This is a genomic window from Streptomyces cyaneus, assembly GCF_004028635.1.
Taxonomy (GTDB): Bacteria; Actinomycetota; Actinomycetes; order Streptomycetales; family Streptomycetaceae; genus Streptomyces; species Streptomyces cyaneus.
This window is the reverse complement of the sequence record NZ_RQJW01000003.1, coordinates 70,119-86,127: the sequence shown is the minus strand read 5'-3', so window position 1 is coordinate 86,127 and position 16,009 is coordinate 70,119. Positions and strand designations below refer to the sequence as shown.

The window sequence follows — 16,009 nt, the reverse complement described above, 5'->3', positions numbered from 1 at the left end:
CCGGGCGCCGGACTGGAGCGCAACGAGAACACGGCGGTAGCAGGGCGTCCATGGACTGGGAGCGAGCCGCTGTCAGTTCCCAGCCGGGGCGTGATCCGCTTGTGAGGGGGCACAATCCGTACCTCCTGCCGTGCGTGGATCATCACGATTTGACGGACGTTTCGTCCGAGGGGGTGACCGACTGCTTAGCATGTGGATCCTTGAAGTGCGCTCCATCGGCACACGCCGATCGCCGACCGCTGGAGCCACCCGCCTGCGACCCGCGCAGCACAAGACATGGCGACCCGCCGTGGTGTTCTCGCACGCCCCGTCCGTCTGGAGGGTCCATGCACACCAGTTCCGCCCGTGGCGCGGTCCGCCCCCGCGTCACCACCGCCAGCACCACCGCCTCCGCCGGTGCGCGGTCGAGTGCCGCCGTCGGTCCACCGTCCGGCGCCGTCGGTCCATCACCCGGCGCCACCGCCGTCGGCTCGCCGCCCTCCCTTCCCGAGCCCGCCGACGAGCCCTCGCCGCACCAGCTCTTCGACCACGCCTGTCGGCGCTTGCTCGGTCGCGGCCAGGCATTCAGCGACGCCGTGGTGGACCAGATCCGCACCGAGGTGCCGTACTACGCGGACCCCGTGCTCGCACCGCCCGACCTGCCGCAGTCCGTGTACAAGGGCGTACGCATCACCCTCGAAGCCGCCCTCGACCCGGGCCGGATCGTGGACGTCGAGCGCTACACCCGTGAGCTCGGCATCCGCCGGGCCGAGGAGAGCCGCCCCCTCGACGAGGTGCTGCACGCCTTCCGGGTGGCCGGATCGGAGGTCTGGAGCGGGATCATCGGCGCCGTGCAGGGGGACGGCCTCGGCGACCAGCGTCACCTCGTGCACGTGGCCGAGCTGGTGTGGAAGAGCAACGACCGCGACTGCGTCCTGCTGGCCGACGCCTACCGTCAAGTCGCCAAGGGGGTGGCCAGCCGCCACAGCGAGCGCGTACGCCTGATCCTCGCCGCCGTACTGGAGAGCCGCAACGACCCTGCGTTCATCCGGGACGCGGCGTCGATCCTCAACCTGCCGCCCGACGGACGCTTCGCGGTCGCGGAGATACGGGCCACGCCGCCCGTCGGCCGCACGCCCGACGCCGTCCCTGAGATCCGTGGCATGCGCGTCCTGCGCCACACCGGGGGCCGGCGCGATGTGCTCGTCGCCCATCTCGGCGACCGCCCGCTCGACGCGCTTGTCTCCGCCCTCGACGCCGGTCCCGGCATGCGCATCGGCGTCAGCCCGGTCGTCCAGGGGCTGGAGCACCTGCCCAGGGCGCGGGACATGGCCGGACTCGCCGTGCGCACCTGCCGGGGAGACGGCGAGGTCGCCCGGCTCGACGCCCGTCTGCCCGACGGTCTGCTCATCTCACGGCCCGACCTGTCCGCCGAACTCGCCCTGCGGGTGCTCCGGCCGCTGTACGACCTGGAGCCCGCCGACCGCGAAACGCTGATCGACACGCTCGGGGTGTGGATCGAGAAGGGCGGCTCGGCGGTCCAGGCGGCCCGGCACATGCTGTGCCACCGCAACACGGTGCTGAACCGGCTGCGCCGCTTCGAGCAGATCACAGGGCTCGAACTGTCCCGCCCCCGCGACCTCGTACGGCTCACGCTCGCGTTCGACGCACTCCAACTGCTCGGGCCTGCGGCCGTCCTCGGCTGCGCGGACGCCTGGGATCGTGACGTGGACGGCTGAGGCCGCAAGGGGCGACTCAGGCCCGGTGCGAACATGCGATGCGTGCCCCGGCACGGGCCGCCGCCGCAGATGCCCCTCGGCTCTGCCGGCGGCCGTACCGCCGTGGCTGGTTCCCTTCCCGCAGGGTGGCTGAATGGGCATCAGCACAGTCGCCGCCCTCCGGCGTTGGGAGCGGACAACGGCGTGGCCGAAGCGCATGGACTGACTGGTCGGTACGTGCTCTCGTGAGCCCTCATCAGGGGCACTGCCGTCAGGGGCAATGCCCGCGCAAGGCATCGCCCGAGCCAGGTGATGCGCGCTTCCCTGCCCGCCAGGAGAGCTCCATGGCCCATCAGCACGCCCATCCGCACACCCACCAGCTCCATCAAAGACCCCGGCCCCACTCGCCCGGCAGATTCTTCGCGCTCGTCAACGGGCTGACCTTCGCGGTCCATCTCCTGCTCGCCTGCACCGCCGAGGATCTGCTGGCCACGCGAGTAGCCGGACAGATCACCTTCGGCGTCGTCGCACTCCTCGCCCAGACTGCGCTCCTGCTGTGGACGGCGGCGCGTTACGACCGCGCCCCCTACGGCGACGCTCACGACGAGGCCCCCTACGGCGAGGCCCCCTACGGCGAGGCCCCCTACGGCGCAGCCGCGTACGAGTGGCAGGGGGAGCGCTGATGCTTCCTCAGATGCTGCTCGCCGCAGGGACACCCGGCACCCTCGACCTGGACACGGACACCCGCGCCTGGGTCCTCGTCGGCTTTCTGACCTTCATCGTCCCGATGCTGCTGATCTGTGTGCTCAACGGCCCCGAGCGCGACCGGGTCAACGACTTCTACACCGCGAGCCGCAGGCTGCGCCCCGTGCAGGGCGCCATCGTCCTCTCCGGCGTCTACCTCTCCGCCGCGACCGTGCTCGGTACGACGGGAAGCGTCGCGGTCTTCGGCTTCGACGGCCTCTTCATCGCCCTGTGCACCGTGCTGTCGCTCGGCGTCCTGCTCCTGCTGTCCGGCCCGCTGCGCGAGCGCGGCAGCTACACCCTCGGCGACACCTTCGCCCTGCGCGCCCCGGGGCCCGCCGTGCGGATCGCGGCCGCCGTCGTCACGCTGAGCGCCTGTATCCCGTATCTGATCGTCCAGCTCTCCGGCGCGGGCCGGACCACCGCCATGCTGCTCGGCCTCTCAGGGCAGGGCGCCGAACAGACCGCCATCGTCATGATCGGCACGCTCGTCGTCTGCGCCACGGCCTTCGGCGGGATGCGGGGCATGATCGCGCTCCAGATGTTCAAGACAGTGATCCTGCTCGCCATGGCGCTCGCCGTGGCCGCGGTGCTGCTCCACCGCTTCCACTGGAGCGCCGACTCCCTCATCGACGCCGCCGCTCAGGGCAGCGGCCGCCCCGAGGGCTATATGCGTCCGGGCCTGCGCTTCGCCGCCGGCAGCCCGGTCGAGAGCACGCTCGACTTCATCGGCCTGATGATCACCGTGGTGCTGGGCGTGGCGTGCCTGCCCCATGTCGCCACCCAGCTGAACACCGCCCCCGACCCGGCCGCCGCCCGACGTACGGTCCGCCACACCATCGGGATCGTCGGCGCCGTCTGCCTCGTCACCACCGTGATGGGCTTCGGTGCCGCGGCGCTGATCGGTGCCCCGAAGATTCTCGCCGCCGATCCCGGCGCCACCAGCAGCCTGCTGATGCTCACCGGCGATCTGGCCGGAGGATCGTCGGCGCAGACGGGCAAGGCATGGCTCGTCGTGCTGGTCGTCTGCGCGGTGTTCCTCACGACGCTTGCGGTCGTCGCGAGCGTGACCCTGGCGGCGGCGGGCGCGGTCGCCCACGATCTCGTCACCAACGTCGTGCGCCGCGGGCGCACCACCGAGGGCCGGGAGGTGGCCGCGGCCCGCATCGCGTCCGCTCTGGTCGGGGTCCTGAGCATTTTCTGCGCGGTGTGGGTGCAGGGCTGGAACATGGGTTTCCTGTCCACTCTCTCCCTGGCGGTGGCGGCCTCCTGCCTGCTCCCGGCGCTGGTGTACGCGTTGTTCTGGAGCGGCTTCACGCGCCGGGGGCTGTTGTGGACGCTGTACGGAGGCCTGGGCTCCGCGATCGGACTCCAGGTGTGCAGCCCCGTCTTCTCGGGCAACCCGATGGCGCTGATGCCCGAGTGGCACATCGACTGGTTCCCGCTCCAGACAGTCGCTCTGGTGTCGCTGCCCGTCGCGTTCCTGCTCGGCTGGCTCGGCAGCGTGACGGGACGGCGGCATACGGCCCCGGTGGCGGAGGCGCAGGTCAAGACTGACGTACTGACGTACTGACGCACTGCCGTAGGAAGGCGGAGGCCGGCGGAGCGCCCTCACACGCTTCACCGGCCGCCGCCCCACGACGCCGAGCCGCCCCGCGCCGACCACGACTCAGCCAGCCTCGACCTCGTCGACATCGCTGTCGTCGCGGTGCAGGAGGCCGTGGGAAACCGACGCAGCGATGCTGGAGTGGGCGTCGCTGGGGGAGTGGCGGATGTACCAGTCGAGCACCCTGCTTCCTCATCGATGCCGTCGCACGGCTGGGGAGCCGCTTCGCACCCGCCCGGCACCTCCGCTGGACGTTCAACTCGCGCACCCTTACTTGGAGTCTGCCGGGCTTTCCTGGTCCGACGTTGCTCTGTCCCTCTGCGCCATCATCACCGGGTTGACGGCCGTACTTGCCGATGCCCGCACTGCTGCATCACCGATGGCACTTCTCCGTGAAGACCAACGCAACTGCGTGCAGTTCCTCCTGGCTCCGTCCTGGCGGGCGGCTTGTTCCTCGGCCCTGGTATCGCGCTCGGCCACACCGTAGTCGGCGCAACCATCAGCCTGGATGACCAGCTCGTTTTCGTGGCAGCGGGCTCGGATTCTGGATGGGGAGCATCATCGGCGGGCACGGGCTGATCCGCCTCTGTCTGGTCCTGCGGTGGAGGGTCCCCTGGAACGTGATGGCATTCCTCGACGCCCACCAGCACCTCGGCGTGCTACGGCAAGCGGGATCGGTCTATCAGTTCCGGCACCTCGACCTGCAGCGACACCTCGCAGCCTCGGCCGCTGCCCCATTTGCCAGGCCGCGCACACCTCCGCCGTCCACCTGTCCGTCAGCACGACCCCGGACAGTGTGGGCTGTCGACAGGCACGGCATCTTTCCGACACAGATCAGTACGGCCGAGTCCTGGCGATGCCCCATCAGAGGCTTGTAGTCATCACGGAAGCCCGGTGTGAACCGCCTAGTTGGCTGGGCTGAGCCTCCCGGTTGGCCGGTCGGGCAGGTGCGGTGGCGCGCCACGGGTAGGTACGTGGCCGGACGATGTCTCCAGTTGACGGGTTCGCGTTCTTGGTCTGGCTGGGTCGAGATCACGAGATCGTCTCTGCTGTAGGCGGCCTGCTGGGCCAGGTTGCCGTCGAGGTCGCCGAGCGTGACGTGGAGGCCCTGGGGGGCGTACGCCTTCGCGGGGGCAAGTCCGATGCCGCGTGCCGCGCCGGTGACGGCGAGTCGGCGCCGCGCATGTCGATGGCGGGGAATCTCATGGGTTGAGCTCCTGCCGGTCGGTGGGGTGGATGACGGTGAAGTCGCGGGCGTCGAAGCGTGCCACCTGTGCGCGGAGCCGGCTGGTGGACCAGGGCCAGCTGAAGCTGTTGCGGCCGTTGGCGTCGAGGTAGTAGCTCCGGCATCCGCCGGTGTTGTAGACGGTGCCCGCGAGGGCGGCCTGCAGTTCGGTGTTGTAGGCGGTCTGCACGTCGTGGCGTACCTCGACCGACGCCCACCCCTCGGCGCGTGCTGAGCGGATCGCGCCGAAGGCGAGATCGAGCTGGGCTTCGAGGATGGTGAACGCGGAGCTGTGTCCGGTGCCCAGGCCGGGGCCGAGAAGCAGAAACGCGTTGGGGAACCCGGCGGTGACGGTGCCGAGGTACGCCTCGGGGGAGCCCTGCCAATGGTCGGCGAGGGAACGTCCGGCGCCGTCGTGGATGAGGTTCGACACGGGCATGTCGAGGATGTGAAAGCCCGTGCCCAGGATGATCGCGTCCACTTCGGCGCAGGTGCCGTCGGCGCCGAGCACGGTGGTGCCGTCGACCGAGCGGACGGCGCAGGCGTGCACGTCCACATTCGGGCGGGTCAGCGCCGGGTAGTAGTGATTGGAGAACAGGATGCGTTTGCAGCCGATGGTGTAGTCGGGGGTCAGCTTGCGGCGCAGTTCACGGTTCCGGACGGTGGCGCGCAGGTGGGCGCGTGCCACGGCCTGTACGCCGCGCAGCAGCGCAGGCCTGCGGAATCCGCGGCCCAGCATCTCCATGGCCCGGTACTCCACGGCGGCCACCGCGGCCCGGGCGCCGGGCACCTGCCGCATCACCCACCGCTCGGCGTTCGGTATGCGATGGTCCGGCTTGGGCAGCACCCACTGGGAAGTGCGCTGGAACAGGTGGAGCCGGTCGACCTGCGGGGCGATGGCCGGGACGAACTGCACGGCCGATGCCCCGGTGCCGAGCACCGCGACCCGCTTGCCGCGCAGGTCGTAGTCGTGGTTCCAGCGCGCGGAGTGGAACACCTCGCCGGGAAACTCCGCAAGGCCCGGGATATCGGGGATGAGAGGCTCGTTCCACGGCCCGGCACCGGCGATCAGGAACCGGGCGGTGAACTTGCCGGCATCAGTGCTGATCCGCCACCGTGCCGCGTCGGGCTGCCAGTGCGCCTCGGTCATGCGCACGCCGAACCGGGTGTGCTCGCGCAGCCGGTGCCGGTCGGCGACCCCTTTCACGTAGGCGAGGATCTCCGGCTGATGCGCGTACACCCTCGTCCAGTCCGGGTTCGGCGCGAACGAGTAGCTGTAGAGCCGGGACGGCACATCGCACTGGCAGCCCGGATAGGTGTTGGCCCGCCACGTGCCGCCGAAGTCGTCGGCGGCCTCGATGATCAGGAAGTCCCGTATCCCGGCCTCACGCAACCGGACCCCCGCGCCGACCCCGGAGATGCCGGCGCCGATGATGACGACCTCGAAATGGGCGCTCATGCCATGGTGCTCCTGTCGATGGCTCGCCGGACACGGTCGGGTGCGGTACGCAGGGAGACGTCGAGGGTGGCCGGGCGGCGGGCGCCGTCCATGAAGTTGAAGCCCATGACGGCCAGTTCCTCGGCGCCGGGCTCGATCCGGACGACGCGGGTCCCCGCTGCCCGAAGCAGGTGTTCCTCCGCGTCGAGGGTCCGGGTCATCCAGCGCCTGAGGACGCGTTCGAGGCGGCTCAGCCCGGTGGCGGGCGCGCCCCCGGACGTCGCCATCGGGGCGACGATCACCACCTCGTCCAGGCCGAGCGGGGCAACGAGGTCGGCCGACGTCGGCGACACCACCCCGCCGTCGAGGTAGGCGCGTCCGCCGATCCGTACGGGAGGGAACCAGCCCGGGATCGCCCACGACGCGGCCATCGCGCTGCCGATGTCGGCGACCGGGGCGTCGGGCGAACCGAACGCGACCCGTCCGCCGGAGCGCGTCTCGGTCGCCACCAGCCACGTACGTGACGAGGCGAGCCAGGTGTGGCCGTCCGCCAGCGCGGCGCCGAAGCCCCGCAGCCACCCCGCATCCCCACGGCCGCGCGGCAGGAGGCCGAGCAGCCCCGACCCGAGCGGGACACGGCCCCGGGCTGCCGCCGCCGTCAGCCCGGCGCCCGGCAGTCCCGGCCACGGAACCGGTGGCAGTGCACCCGGGTGTGCGCCGACGTGCCGCAGGAGCAGCGGATCCGCGTCGGACCGGCCCTGCAGTGCCGCGAGCAGGTCGCAGACCGACCGGCCGGACCCGAGCGCGGACACGACCTCCGCCCCCGCCGACGTCCCCACCAGCACTTCTGCCGTGCGGGCATCCCAGTCGAGCTGCTCCTCGACCGCGGCCAGCGCCGCAACCGCCCATGCGAAGCCCAGGGTGCCGCCGCACCCGACGACCAGCCCGCGTCGCTGACACCCCGCCATAGATTCTCCCGGTATTGGAATTCCAAAGGAATCCGAAAGCTAGCGGTATCCTGCGGGGGTGGCAAGACTGACCCGGGCCGAAAGCCAGGCCCGCACCCGCGAACACGTCCTCGACACCGCGTACGCGCTCTTCCTGGGAGACGGCTTCACGGCGACGTCAATGGAGCGTGTCGCCGAGGCGGCTGGCTACTCGAAGGGGGCGGTGTACTCCAACTTCGCCACCAAGAACGAGCTGTGCCTGGCCGTGCTCGACCGCATCGCCGCGGAACAGGTGACACAACTGGCCGCCGCGATGGGCGACGCCCCCCGCTTCGAGGACCGGATCGCGGGATTCGCCCGCTGGGCCGACGAGACCATCGGCGACAGCTCGTGGACCTCGCTGGAAGTCGAGTTCGCCACCGCCAACCGCCGCGACAAGCAGGTGTGCGAGCAGCTCGCCCGGCGTCGGCGCACCGTCACCGACGCGCTCGCGGACCTGATCCGGGCACAGGCGGACGAACTTGGCATCACACCTGCCTTGCCCGCCGATACCGCCGCCCTGACCCTGCTCAGCCTCGGCATCGGGCTCGGAGTCCAGCGCGCCTTCGACCCGACCGTCCCAGTGCAGCCCATCGTCGACCTGCTGCGCAGCGTCATGAGCGGGCGCCCATGAGGGTGCCCATGCTGCTGCGCTGACGGTGCGGGCACCTGGCTGGAAGGGGCGGCTCGGAGGCGGGCGGAGCGATCGGCGCGAAAGCCGTGTTGCCGAGGGAGGCGCTGGGCCGTGGCACCGTTCACGGAGCCGTCGCCGACCCGGAAGGAACCCCTGCGGACGGCCATTGGCGCGCCGCACAGCGGGGCTCGCTGTACAGCCAGTGGGCCGGGGTGGAGCGCTCGCTGGGGGTGTTTTGGGGGTGTTTTGCGTCCACGGATCCCGACAACGGCCTGGCCCGCACGCACGAGTCGCCCACTCCACCCAAGGCTGAGTGCGGGCGTCCTAGGGTGAGACGGGGCGCGAGGGAGACACTCCAGCTCAGCTCACCCTGGAGATCGTCAGACGTTCGGACGACACCACGGGGTTCGTGGTGCTGCCGAGGCGATGGGGTGGTGGAACGCACGCTGAGTTGGCTGGTGCGGCCGCGTCGTCGGGTGCGCGATTACGAGGTGCTGCCCGCCATGCATGAGGCGATGGTGCAGCGGTCCATGACCATACTGATGAGCAGCCGGCTGGCCGGACGCCGCAGCGACGCCCTCACCTCGCGGTCGACACCGCACCTGACCGCGCCGAATACTCCCGGCTCGACCTCGGTGGCCCATCCCCGGGCGGCCCGCCCTTCACCCGGCCCAGCACCCCCTCCACCCTGGCGGGCATCGTGTCCCAGCCCAACGCCAGGCGATCTGCTTCGCCCGCATGCCTCCGGCGCCCGCGGCGCGGCCAGTACCGTCAGAATCTGCTGATACCAGGCCGCGAGTGCTCCACACCGACACCGTCGGCCCGGTGCGGCACCACCGAGCCCGCCACCACGCTTCGCGCCGACCCGGCGCCCCCGGCCGGAGCGTCGGCCGGCACCTCCGCCACCGTCGCCCAGGCCCCCGCCGGCCGCTCCGGGGCATCTTCCGCCGCAGCCAGCGCAGCCTGCGCCCGCTCGGCCTCCTCCCGCAGCTGCGCGACCCCTTCCCGGATCTTCTTCTTCCGGGCCTCGATCAGTCCCAGCACCGACGGCATCAGCCACCTCCACGCTCGAGTACGAGCGGACGAACCACCCCATCTCTCCCGCCGTCAACCGCCGTTCATGCTCGCCAACCGCGTCCGGAGCACCGTCGAGGCTTGGCCCGATGCCGGCCCCGGCCTTCACCCACCAGACGCGAAGGTGCCCGCCTGGCTTTCGCGGCACCAGTCCCGCTGACCCAGCGATCCCAGACACCGCGGAGCCCTGCCGTACGGATTGACGGGACCGGGGCGGCGGCTGCCGACGGTACTGCGCGCCGTAGTCGGCGGGGCCTCGTCGCCGGTGGTGTCCTGCTCAACTGGAGCTAGCAGATACACCGTCCCACCGACTGGCCCGCAATCGGTGCAACCCGGCGAAGCAGTCTGTGCCATGGCGGCACCGTCGGTGGTCACCTCGGTGAAAGCAGTTGGGACTGTGTCAGAGCTGGCCGTTTTTCGGGCTTGCGGGCGTGCGGCGTGATCGAGGACGGTGGCGCGCTTTACTCGGGCTCCGCCTGGTGCATGGCGCATGGGGTCAGCTCGGCAATGAGGTGCTCGAGCGCGACGGTGGCGATGGTGCCGGTGGCGGCGACTTCGGGCACGATGTCGCAGGCGGAGCGGCGTAGTTCGAGCCATCCGAGGAAGGCGGCGTACGCGGCGACTGCCTGGCGCCGGGCTGCGGCGGTGTCCAGGCCCAGTTCGGTGTAGAGGTCGGTGAGGTAGGCGATCCGCCGTTCGGTGACCCGGCGCAGGACCGGGGCGACGGCGGGATGGTCGGCGTGAGCGACGATCGCAGGCTCCAGACCGTTGATGTCTTCCTGCCCCAGCGCGATGGTGAACAGAGCCGCCAGCCGCTGCCGGGGATCGGTGATATCGCCCAACGCTGCGATCAGCGCTGTGGTGTCGTCCCGCTCCCACACCTCCAGCGCGGCCGTCAGCAGCGCATCGCGATCCTTGAAGTGCCAGTAAAAGCTGCCCCGCGTTGCCTCCAGCTCGCCCGCGAGCGCGTTGACCGACACTGCGGCGACTCCGCCGCGTGCCATCGCGCGCAGCGCCGCGGTCGACCAGTCCTGGGGGGTGAGGTGCCTTCTAGCCATGTCCGTACAGTACTGTATGGTCATTCCATACAGGGGTGTACGGCATGTCTGGGGGGAAGTATGACGCTGAAGAAGCTCGCTGGTGGGACGGCCGCAGTCGGCCTCGGCGCGGTCGGGGCACTGCACGGGATCTGGACCTTCTCTCCATGGCCACTGGCCGGCCGTGCAGAGTTCGCCCGTACGGTTGTTGGGGTCGCTGAAGCCGACCTGCCCACACCGGAGTTGACGGCCGCAGTCGCGGCAGCGCTCAGTGCGGCGGCATATGTGATCGCGGTCCAGGCCGACTTGGTCCCGAAGCTGGGGCCACATCGTTTGGTGCGCCAGGGAGTGTGGGTTGTCGCAGGCGTGCTGCTGCTACGAGGTTCGATGGGTCTGGTGTCCTCCGCTCTGACCAGCCGGCCGACTGATTTCACCCGCTGGGACTTGGCGCTGTACTCCCCGCTGTGTCTGGCGCTCGGAGGGCTGGCGGCATACGTCGCTACCTCCACTCGATCCCCTCGCCGCCCAGACCGGAGCCATGTCATCAAGAGACTCAAGGACCTCAAGAATCGAGGAAGCTGACAATGATCCGGTTGATTCCCCGACTAGTGATCGGACTGACCGCAGTGCACTTCGCGGTCGCCCTGATCGCCTCCAGCACCTTCGGTGACATGGCCCGCGACGGATTCTGGAACGCTGTCCCCGGAAACCCGCAGCGCGGGTACGAGATGTGGTTCTTCCTCGCCGGGTTCGGCCTCCTCGCCCTGGGCACACTCAGCCAACGCATCGTCCGTGACACCGGCAGGCTCCCGGCCCAGCTGGGCTGGTATCTGCTTGCCATCGGCGTGCCACTGCAGATTCTCTGTCCCGTCTCCGGCGCGCCCGGCCTGATCGTGCTCGGGGTGCTGGCCCTGATCGCGGCCCGGCGGGACAGCTCAGGGGAGGGCCGTCGGGCACCCCTGTCCACAACTACCGACCGTGAGCAGTGCTCCTGATCACCCGGAAATGCTCAACCCGTGGCTCATGATCACCTGGGATTGCTGACAGAATCGCGGCCCTACAGATCCCGGAGGGCGAGGACAGTGCGCAGGCTGCGTCCGTAGTTCCAGGCATGTTGTCGGGCGCGGGCCTCCAGGACGTCGTACGAGTCCTGGCTGGTCATCTGGCCCGAGTGTTTGCGGTAACGGTAGACCGGGACGGACAGCAGGACGTCGGGCGCGAGACTGGTCACGCCCGACGGCGGCCATGTAGTCCTCGCCCTGGACGAGCCGCCATCGGGGCGGCGCGCACGAGATCGGTGCGCGCCAGGATCGTGGTCGGCCTGTTCGGGATCGTGCCCGCCGGCTTCTTCCAGTACGTCCACACGTCGCCGGCCGCGTGCCGGCCGGGCGGTGCCGGGCATCGCCATACCGTCGTCGTACGGTCCGGGTGGAGGTCTTCGCTGTATCCCGCACCATCCCAGGCCGGAAGTCTCCAGCGTGCGCAGCCGTACGGCCATGGCGTCGTCAGTGAACTCATCATCGTTGTCCGCCCAGTTGACGTATTCGGTACGCACTTCGTTGAGAGCGAGGTTGCGGGCACCGCCTCCCACGGCACGCTCTGCCGGGCGAGGCTGTCGTACACGGCTTTCAGGTAGCCGAGCCGGTCGGCCCGGGAGCCGGGTGGCGACGACCACGGTGATCTTGGGGGCGATGGGTGCGGGAGGTTCTCCGCGGCAGAAGGGGCGAGAAGGGGTCAGCGGCGGGGTGCGGTCCGTGCCGCCGGCGCGGGTGCGGAAGCGGGGGCCGGCGCGCTGGGAGCGGTAGTCCGAGGCGGCAGCGTCGGCCGGGAGTGGGTGGCCGGGGACCAGCAGTAGGCCCGTTGCTGAACCGGGCGCGTGGGTCGGTGCCCCCGGGCCACGACCGGGCTGCGAACCTCCGCGATGAGCGAGATGACCTCAAGGCCGTCAGGGCGCAGGACGTATCCCAAGTCCAGACCTCCGACGGACTGCTCGGCGATGGTCCACGGCTCGGACTAGGCGGCACCGACGATGAGGACATGGCCGCGGTCGTACCTTCGGCTGGGGTGTTGCACTTCCGACGAGTTCGGCGCGCAGGGGTTCGTGAGCCGGTCCCGGCCGGGGCAGCCGAGCCACAGCCGTACCAGCTGCTCGATCCGAACGGCTTGCCGGTCATTGCGGTCGCGTCGTTCGTCACCGAGTTGGGCGGCGAACTGGCCGGCGACCACAATTCGGTCCTACGGCATGGATCTGCTCCGGTGGTTCCGGTTCGTGTGGTTGGTCGACGTCGCCCAGGACCGGGCGACCCGCGGAGAAGCCCGGGACTTCGCCGCTGGCCGCCGGCTCCAACTCGTGGACAAGCCGGGCCGCACGTCGGGCGCAACGGCCATCGCTACGGGGTGATGATGTGCCCGCTGCGCGGCGAGGTCCGCCCCGACTGAACCTCGTGCCAGACACGCTCGAGGCTCTGCGGGCCGTCGCTGTGCACGATGTCGACCCACCCCGCGGCCACGGGCAGGAACTCCTTCCACGCCGCGGCGAAACGGCGGTCCAGTCCTTCTCGCCCCCAGTCGCCGATCCGCTTGCGCATCTGGTCGGGGGCGAAGAACATGCCCGGTCCCGTCTCCGCAAGGGTGCCGGCGGGCGCGGGTTCCTGGTTGGTGATGCCGACGACCACCTGGTGCACCAGGGAGTCGCCGAGGTGGGCGCCCAGCCGGGCGGACAGTTGCTCGTCGCCCGCGAAGTCGGCGTACAGCGTCTGTGTGCGCGGGAGCCGGGAGACGTCCTCGTAGGTCAGCACCTGGTCGTAGCAGCCGAGGCCCTCGGTGAAGGCGAGGTTGCGCGGGGAGGTCAGGCCGACCACCTCGCACCCCTGCCCCTGGAGCAGGTGGGCGGCGCCGTAGGCCGTCTTGCTCGAGGCGGACGACAGGACGATGGTCTTCGCGCCCAGCCAGGCGTTGTCGACGAGCCAGTCGGCCAGCATGAACGAGGTCCAGAACAGCGGACGGTACAGGACGTGTAGGTCCTCCCGGCCGGCCTCGTAGGCGAGGTCGCCGGTGGTGAGGGCGTAGGCGTTGTAGGGCCGGGGCAGTGGTCGGCGATGGGGGCTGGCCTCGCGGAAGCCGCGCTCGTCGACGCGGTCGGGGCGCACCAGCAGGTGGCTCGCCGACGGAAAGTAGCCGTAGTAGCGGCTGCCGGTCTCGATGCCGTCGACCTGGGAGGCGACGACGTCGGCGAAGCCCCAGAGGGGGACGATGCCCCAGCCGGCGCGGGGCGCGGGGAAGAACTCCCAGTAGCGGAACGAGTCGCCGAGCGCGGCGTAGGTGACGTTGTTGGCGGTCAGGCCGACCCGGTCGACGCGTAGCAGCGCCTCGCCGTCCCGCACCTGCGGGACGGGGGTGTCGGTCAGTTCCGCGGTGGACAGGTCGTCGCGGCGGACGAGCAGGTTCCAGGCGGTGGCAGCGGTGGTGTTGTCCATGGCCGGAACCTACTTGAATCCGCATTCGGATTCAATAGTGGTCTAGGATGCCCGCATGCTCTCCCCTGACTCTGGAACCGAACAGCCCGCGCAGCCCCAGCCGGCCGGGACGCGTACCCGGCGCGGCATGCGCACCCGTGACGCCCTGGTGGCCGCGGCCAGGCGGATCTTCGAGCGGGACGGCTATCTGGACGCCCGCATCGTCGACATCGCGGCCGAGGCGAAAGTGGCCACCGGCAGCTTCTACACGCACTTCTCATCCAAGGAGGACGTGTTCGCGGCCGTCCTCGCGCGACTGCAGGACGAGATGCTGCACGCGGGAGTCAGCGACGGGAGTGACGGCGACGGCGACGGCGGGCGCAAGGACCTCTGGCGGGGGGTCGAGGACGCCAACCGCGCCTACCTGGAGTCCTATCGCCGCAACGCCGCCCTGATGGCTGCCATGGAACAGGCCGCCGCCGTCGACCCCCAGTTCCTGCGGCTGCGGCTTGAACGGTCGCGCGTGTTCATCGACCGCAGCGCCGCCGCCGTAGCCCGCCTCCAGCAGTCGGGCCTCGCCGACCCGGAGCTCGACCCGGACATCACCGCGCGGGCCCTGAGTGCGATGGTCAGCCGCCTTGCGTACGCGACCTTCGCCCTGGGTGAATCCGTGCCCTTCGACACGCTGGTGGAGACCGTCACCAAGCTCTGGACGAACGCGCTGCGCATGCCGCGGGACTGAGCCCGGCACGGGCGCGCCCTGTGGTCCGAGTCACGGCGGGGCGATGGCGGTAGGCGGTTGACGGTGGCGCCGCACATCCGCAAGGTTGACCACCAGCTAAGCGTTAAGCAAGCGCTTAGTCAGCTAATGAGAGGTGGCCGACCATGAAGCGCCGCATGTTCGAAGCGGATCACGAGACCTTTCGGGCTTCCGTACGGGAGTTCCTGCACCGTCACGTCCACCCGCGCACCGACGAGTTCATCGAGACGGCCGCGATCCCGCGCGACATCTGGATCGAGGCCGGCAAGCAAGGCTTCCTGGGGCTTGAAATCCCCGAGGAGTACGGGGGCGGCGAGGCGCGCGACTACCGGTACAACACCGTGCTGGCGGAGGAGCTGGCCAAGGTGACCGCGGCGCTCTCCTCCTGCCTGGGCATCCACACCGACATCGTCGCCCCGTACCTGGTCGATCTGACCACCGAGTGGCAGAAGCGCCGCTGGCTGCCCGGCTTCTGCTCCGGGGAGATCGTGACAGCGATCGGGATGACCGAGCCCGGCGGCGGCTCCGATCTCGCGGCCCTGCGCACCACCGCGGTGCGGGACGGTGACACCTGGGTGCTCAACGGGTCGAAGACCTTCATCACCAACGGCTACTCGGCCGACCTGGTCGTGGTCGCCGCACGGACCAGTCCCGAGAAGAAGGCCCATGGCATCACCCTGCTCGGCGTGGAGACGGGGATGGAGGGGTTCACCCGAGGGCGCAAGCTCGACAAGGTGGGGCAGACCGAGTCCGACACGGCGGAGCTGTTCTTCGACAACGTTCGGGTACCGCACGCCCATGTCATCGGCGAAGTCGATCAGGGCTTCGCCCACATGATGGAGCGACTGCCCCAGGAACGCCTCGGAGCGGCAGTCGCCAACCTCGCGCACGCCGCGCAGATCCTCACGGAGACCATCGAGTACACCAAACAGCGTAAGGCGTTCGGCCAGGCGATCGGCTCCTTCCAGTACAACAAGTTCCTGCTCGCCGAACTGGTGACGCAGCTGGACGTGGCCCAGGCGTTCGTCGACCAGGCGGTCATGGCCCACAACGACGGCGAACTCACGGCCGTGGACGCGGCGAAGGCCAAGTGGTGGTCCGCGCAGGCACAGAACGACGTGCTCGACGCCTGCGTCCAACTGCACGGCGGCTACGGCTTTATGAACGAGTACCGGGTGGCACGGGCCTGGCGCGACGCCCGGGTCACCAAGATCTGGGCCGGCTCCAACGAGATCATGAAGGAACTCATCGGCCGCGACCTCGGTCTGTGACCGCACCGCTTCCAGGGCCGGTCGAAGGTGCCCGCATGACGTTCGGCCGTGCCGCGGGTCTGGCGGAGGCCGCACGCGCGCC

Annotated in this window: 17 protein-coding genes and 1 pseudogene; 11 read left to right on the top strand and 7 right to left on the bottom strand. The window is 70.2% G+C overall.

Annotated elements, in window-relative coordinates:
- The first annotated feature begins 326 nt into the window (after positions 1-326).
- From EHO50_RS09665 to EHO50_RS09650, 4 genes are all read left to right on the top strand, one after another.
- On the top strand, positions 327-1,718 hold the full coding sequence (locus EHO50_RS09665) for a PucR family transcriptional regulator (RefSeq protein WP_128429472.1): 1,392 nt from the start codon (positions 327-329) through the stop codon (positions 1,716-1,718).
- A 323-nt stretch (positions 1,719-2,041) separates the two neighbouring features.
- On the top strand, positions 2,042-2,380 hold the full coding sequence (locus EHO50_RS09660; protein ID WP_246101100.1) for a hypothetical protein: 339 nt from the start codon (positions 2,042-2,044) through the stop codon (positions 2,378-2,380).
- Positions 2,380-4,014 (top strand): sodium/solute symporter, encoded by a 1,635-nt coding sequence (locus EHO50_RS09655; RefSeq protein ID WP_128429471.1) that lies wholly within the window; start codon positions 2,380-2,382, stop codon positions 4,012-4,014. Before EHO50_RS09660 ends, EHO50_RS09655 begins: the two co-directional genes overlap by 1 nt.
- A 1,018-nt stretch (positions 4,015-5,032) precedes the next feature.
- Positions 5,033-5,260 (top strand): hypothetical protein, encoded by a 228-nt coding sequence (locus tag EHO50_RS09650; protein ID WP_128429470.1) that lies wholly within the window; start codon positions 5,033-5,035, stop codon positions 5,258-5,260.
- On the opposite strand, the gene EHO50_RS09645 is transcribed toward EHO50_RS09650, so the two are convergent.
- Positions 5,250-6,731, bottom strand: a complete 1,482-nt coding sequence (locus EHO50_RS09645; RefSeq protein ID WP_128429469.1) for a flavin-containing monooxygenase — start codon at positions 6,729-6,731, stop codon at positions 5,250-5,252. The genes EHO50_RS09650 and EHO50_RS09645 overlap by 11 nt on opposite strands.
- Positions 6,728-7,678, bottom strand: a complete 951-nt coding sequence (locus EHO50_RS09640; RefSeq protein WP_128429468.1) for a patatin-like phospholipase family protein — start codon at positions 7,676-7,678, stop codon at positions 6,728-6,730. The genes EHO50_RS09645 and EHO50_RS09640 overlap by 4 nt, the downstream gene beginning before the upstream one ends.
- Positions 7,679-7,736: 58 nt before the next feature.
- Between EHO50_RS09640 and EHO50_RS09635 the strand changes: the two genes are divergently transcribed.
- Both EHO50_RS09635 and EHO50_RS44900 read left to right on the top strand, forming a co-directional pair.
- Entirely contained in the window at positions 7,737-8,330 is a 594-nt protein-coding gene (locus EHO50_RS09635) for a TetR/AcrR family transcriptional regulator (protein ID WP_128429467.1), read from the top strand.
- A gap of 367 nt (positions 8,331-8,697) precedes the next feature.
- A pseudogene (locus tag EHO50_RS44900) lies at positions 8,698-8,816 on the top strand (IS5 family transposase); the annotation flags it as partial.
- Positions 8,817-9,101: 285 nt separating this feature from the next.
- Here the strand turns inward: EHO50_RS44900 and EHO50_RS44505 are convergent.
- The gene (locus tag EHO50_RS44505) at positions 9,102-9,383 is read right to left on the bottom strand and encodes a hypothetical protein (RefSeq protein ID WP_181449587.1); all 282 of its coding nucleotides are present in this window, start codon (positions 9,381-9,383) and stop codon (positions 9,102-9,104) included.
- 482 nt (positions 9,384-9,865) lie between these two features.
- A complete protein-coding gene (locus EHO50_RS09625) occupies positions 9,866-10,462 on the bottom strand; it encodes a TetR/AcrR family transcriptional regulator (protein WP_164904807.1) in 597 nt (198 codons plus the stop codon).
- 60 nt (positions 10,463-10,522) lie between these two features.
- Between EHO50_RS09625 and EHO50_RS09620 the strand changes: the two genes are divergently transcribed.
- Together EHO50_RS09620 and EHO50_RS09615 are read left to right on the top strand one after the other, a co-directional pair.
- Positions 10,523-11,023, top strand: a complete 501-nt coding sequence (locus EHO50_RS09620) for a DUF3995 domain-containing protein (protein WP_128429465.1) — start codon at positions 10,523-10,525, stop codon at positions 11,021-11,023.
- 2 nt (positions 11,024-11,025) lie between these two features.
- Positions 11,026-11,436, top strand: a complete 411-nt coding sequence (locus tag EHO50_RS09615; protein ID WP_128429464.1) for a DUF6463 family protein — start codon at positions 11,026-11,028, stop codon at positions 11,434-11,436.
- A gap of 62 nt (positions 11,437-11,498) precedes the next feature.
- Here EHO50_RS09615 and EHO50_RS45790 read toward each other — a convergent pair whose 3' ends face one another.
- Together EHO50_RS45790 and EHO50_RS09605 are read right to left on the bottom strand one after the other, a co-directional pair.
- Complete coding sequence (locus EHO50_RS45790; RefSeq protein WP_342786904.1) at positions 11,499-11,672, bottom strand: hypothetical protein; 174 nt, start codon at positions 11,670-11,672, stop codon at positions 11,499-11,501.
- A 782-nt stretch (positions 11,673-12,454) separates the two neighbouring features.
- Positions 12,455-12,667 carry a hypothetical protein gene (locus EHO50_RS09605; protein WP_128429463.1) on the bottom strand — a complete coding sequence of 71 codons (213 nt, stop codon included), beginning with the start codon at positions 12,665-12,667 and terminating at the stop codon, positions 12,455-12,457.
- 16 nt (positions 12,668-12,683) lie between these two features.
- Between EHO50_RS09605 and EHO50_RS43950 the strand changes: the two genes are divergently transcribed.
- Positions 12,684-12,842, top strand: coding sequence for a hypothetical protein (locus tag EHO50_RS43950; protein ID WP_164904806.1), 159 nt, complete (start codon positions 12,684-12,686; stop codon positions 12,840-12,842).
- On the opposite strand, the gene EHO50_RS09600 is transcribed toward EHO50_RS43950, so the two are convergent.
- Positions 12,832-13,917, bottom strand: a complete 1,086-nt coding sequence (locus tag EHO50_RS09600; protein WP_128429462.1) for a DUF2855 family protein — start codon at positions 13,915-13,917, stop codon at positions 12,832-12,834. The genes EHO50_RS43950 and EHO50_RS09600 overlap by 11 nt on opposite strands.
- Before the next feature lie 127 nt (positions 13,918-14,044).
- Between EHO50_RS09600 and EHO50_RS09595 the strand changes: the two genes are divergently transcribed.
- Together EHO50_RS09595 and EHO50_RS09590 are read left to right on the top strand one after the other, a co-directional pair.
- Complete coding sequence (locus EHO50_RS09595; protein ID WP_246101099.1) at positions 14,045-14,638, top strand: TetR/AcrR family transcriptional regulator; 594 nt, start codon at positions 14,045-14,047, stop codon at positions 14,636-14,638.
- 143 nt (positions 14,639-14,781) lie between these two features.
- Complete coding sequence (locus EHO50_RS09590; protein WP_128429460.1) at positions 14,782-15,927, top strand: acyl-CoA dehydrogenase family protein; 1,146 nt, start codon at positions 14,782-14,784, stop codon at positions 15,925-15,927.
- Positions 15,928-16,009 lie beyond the last annotated feature (82 nt).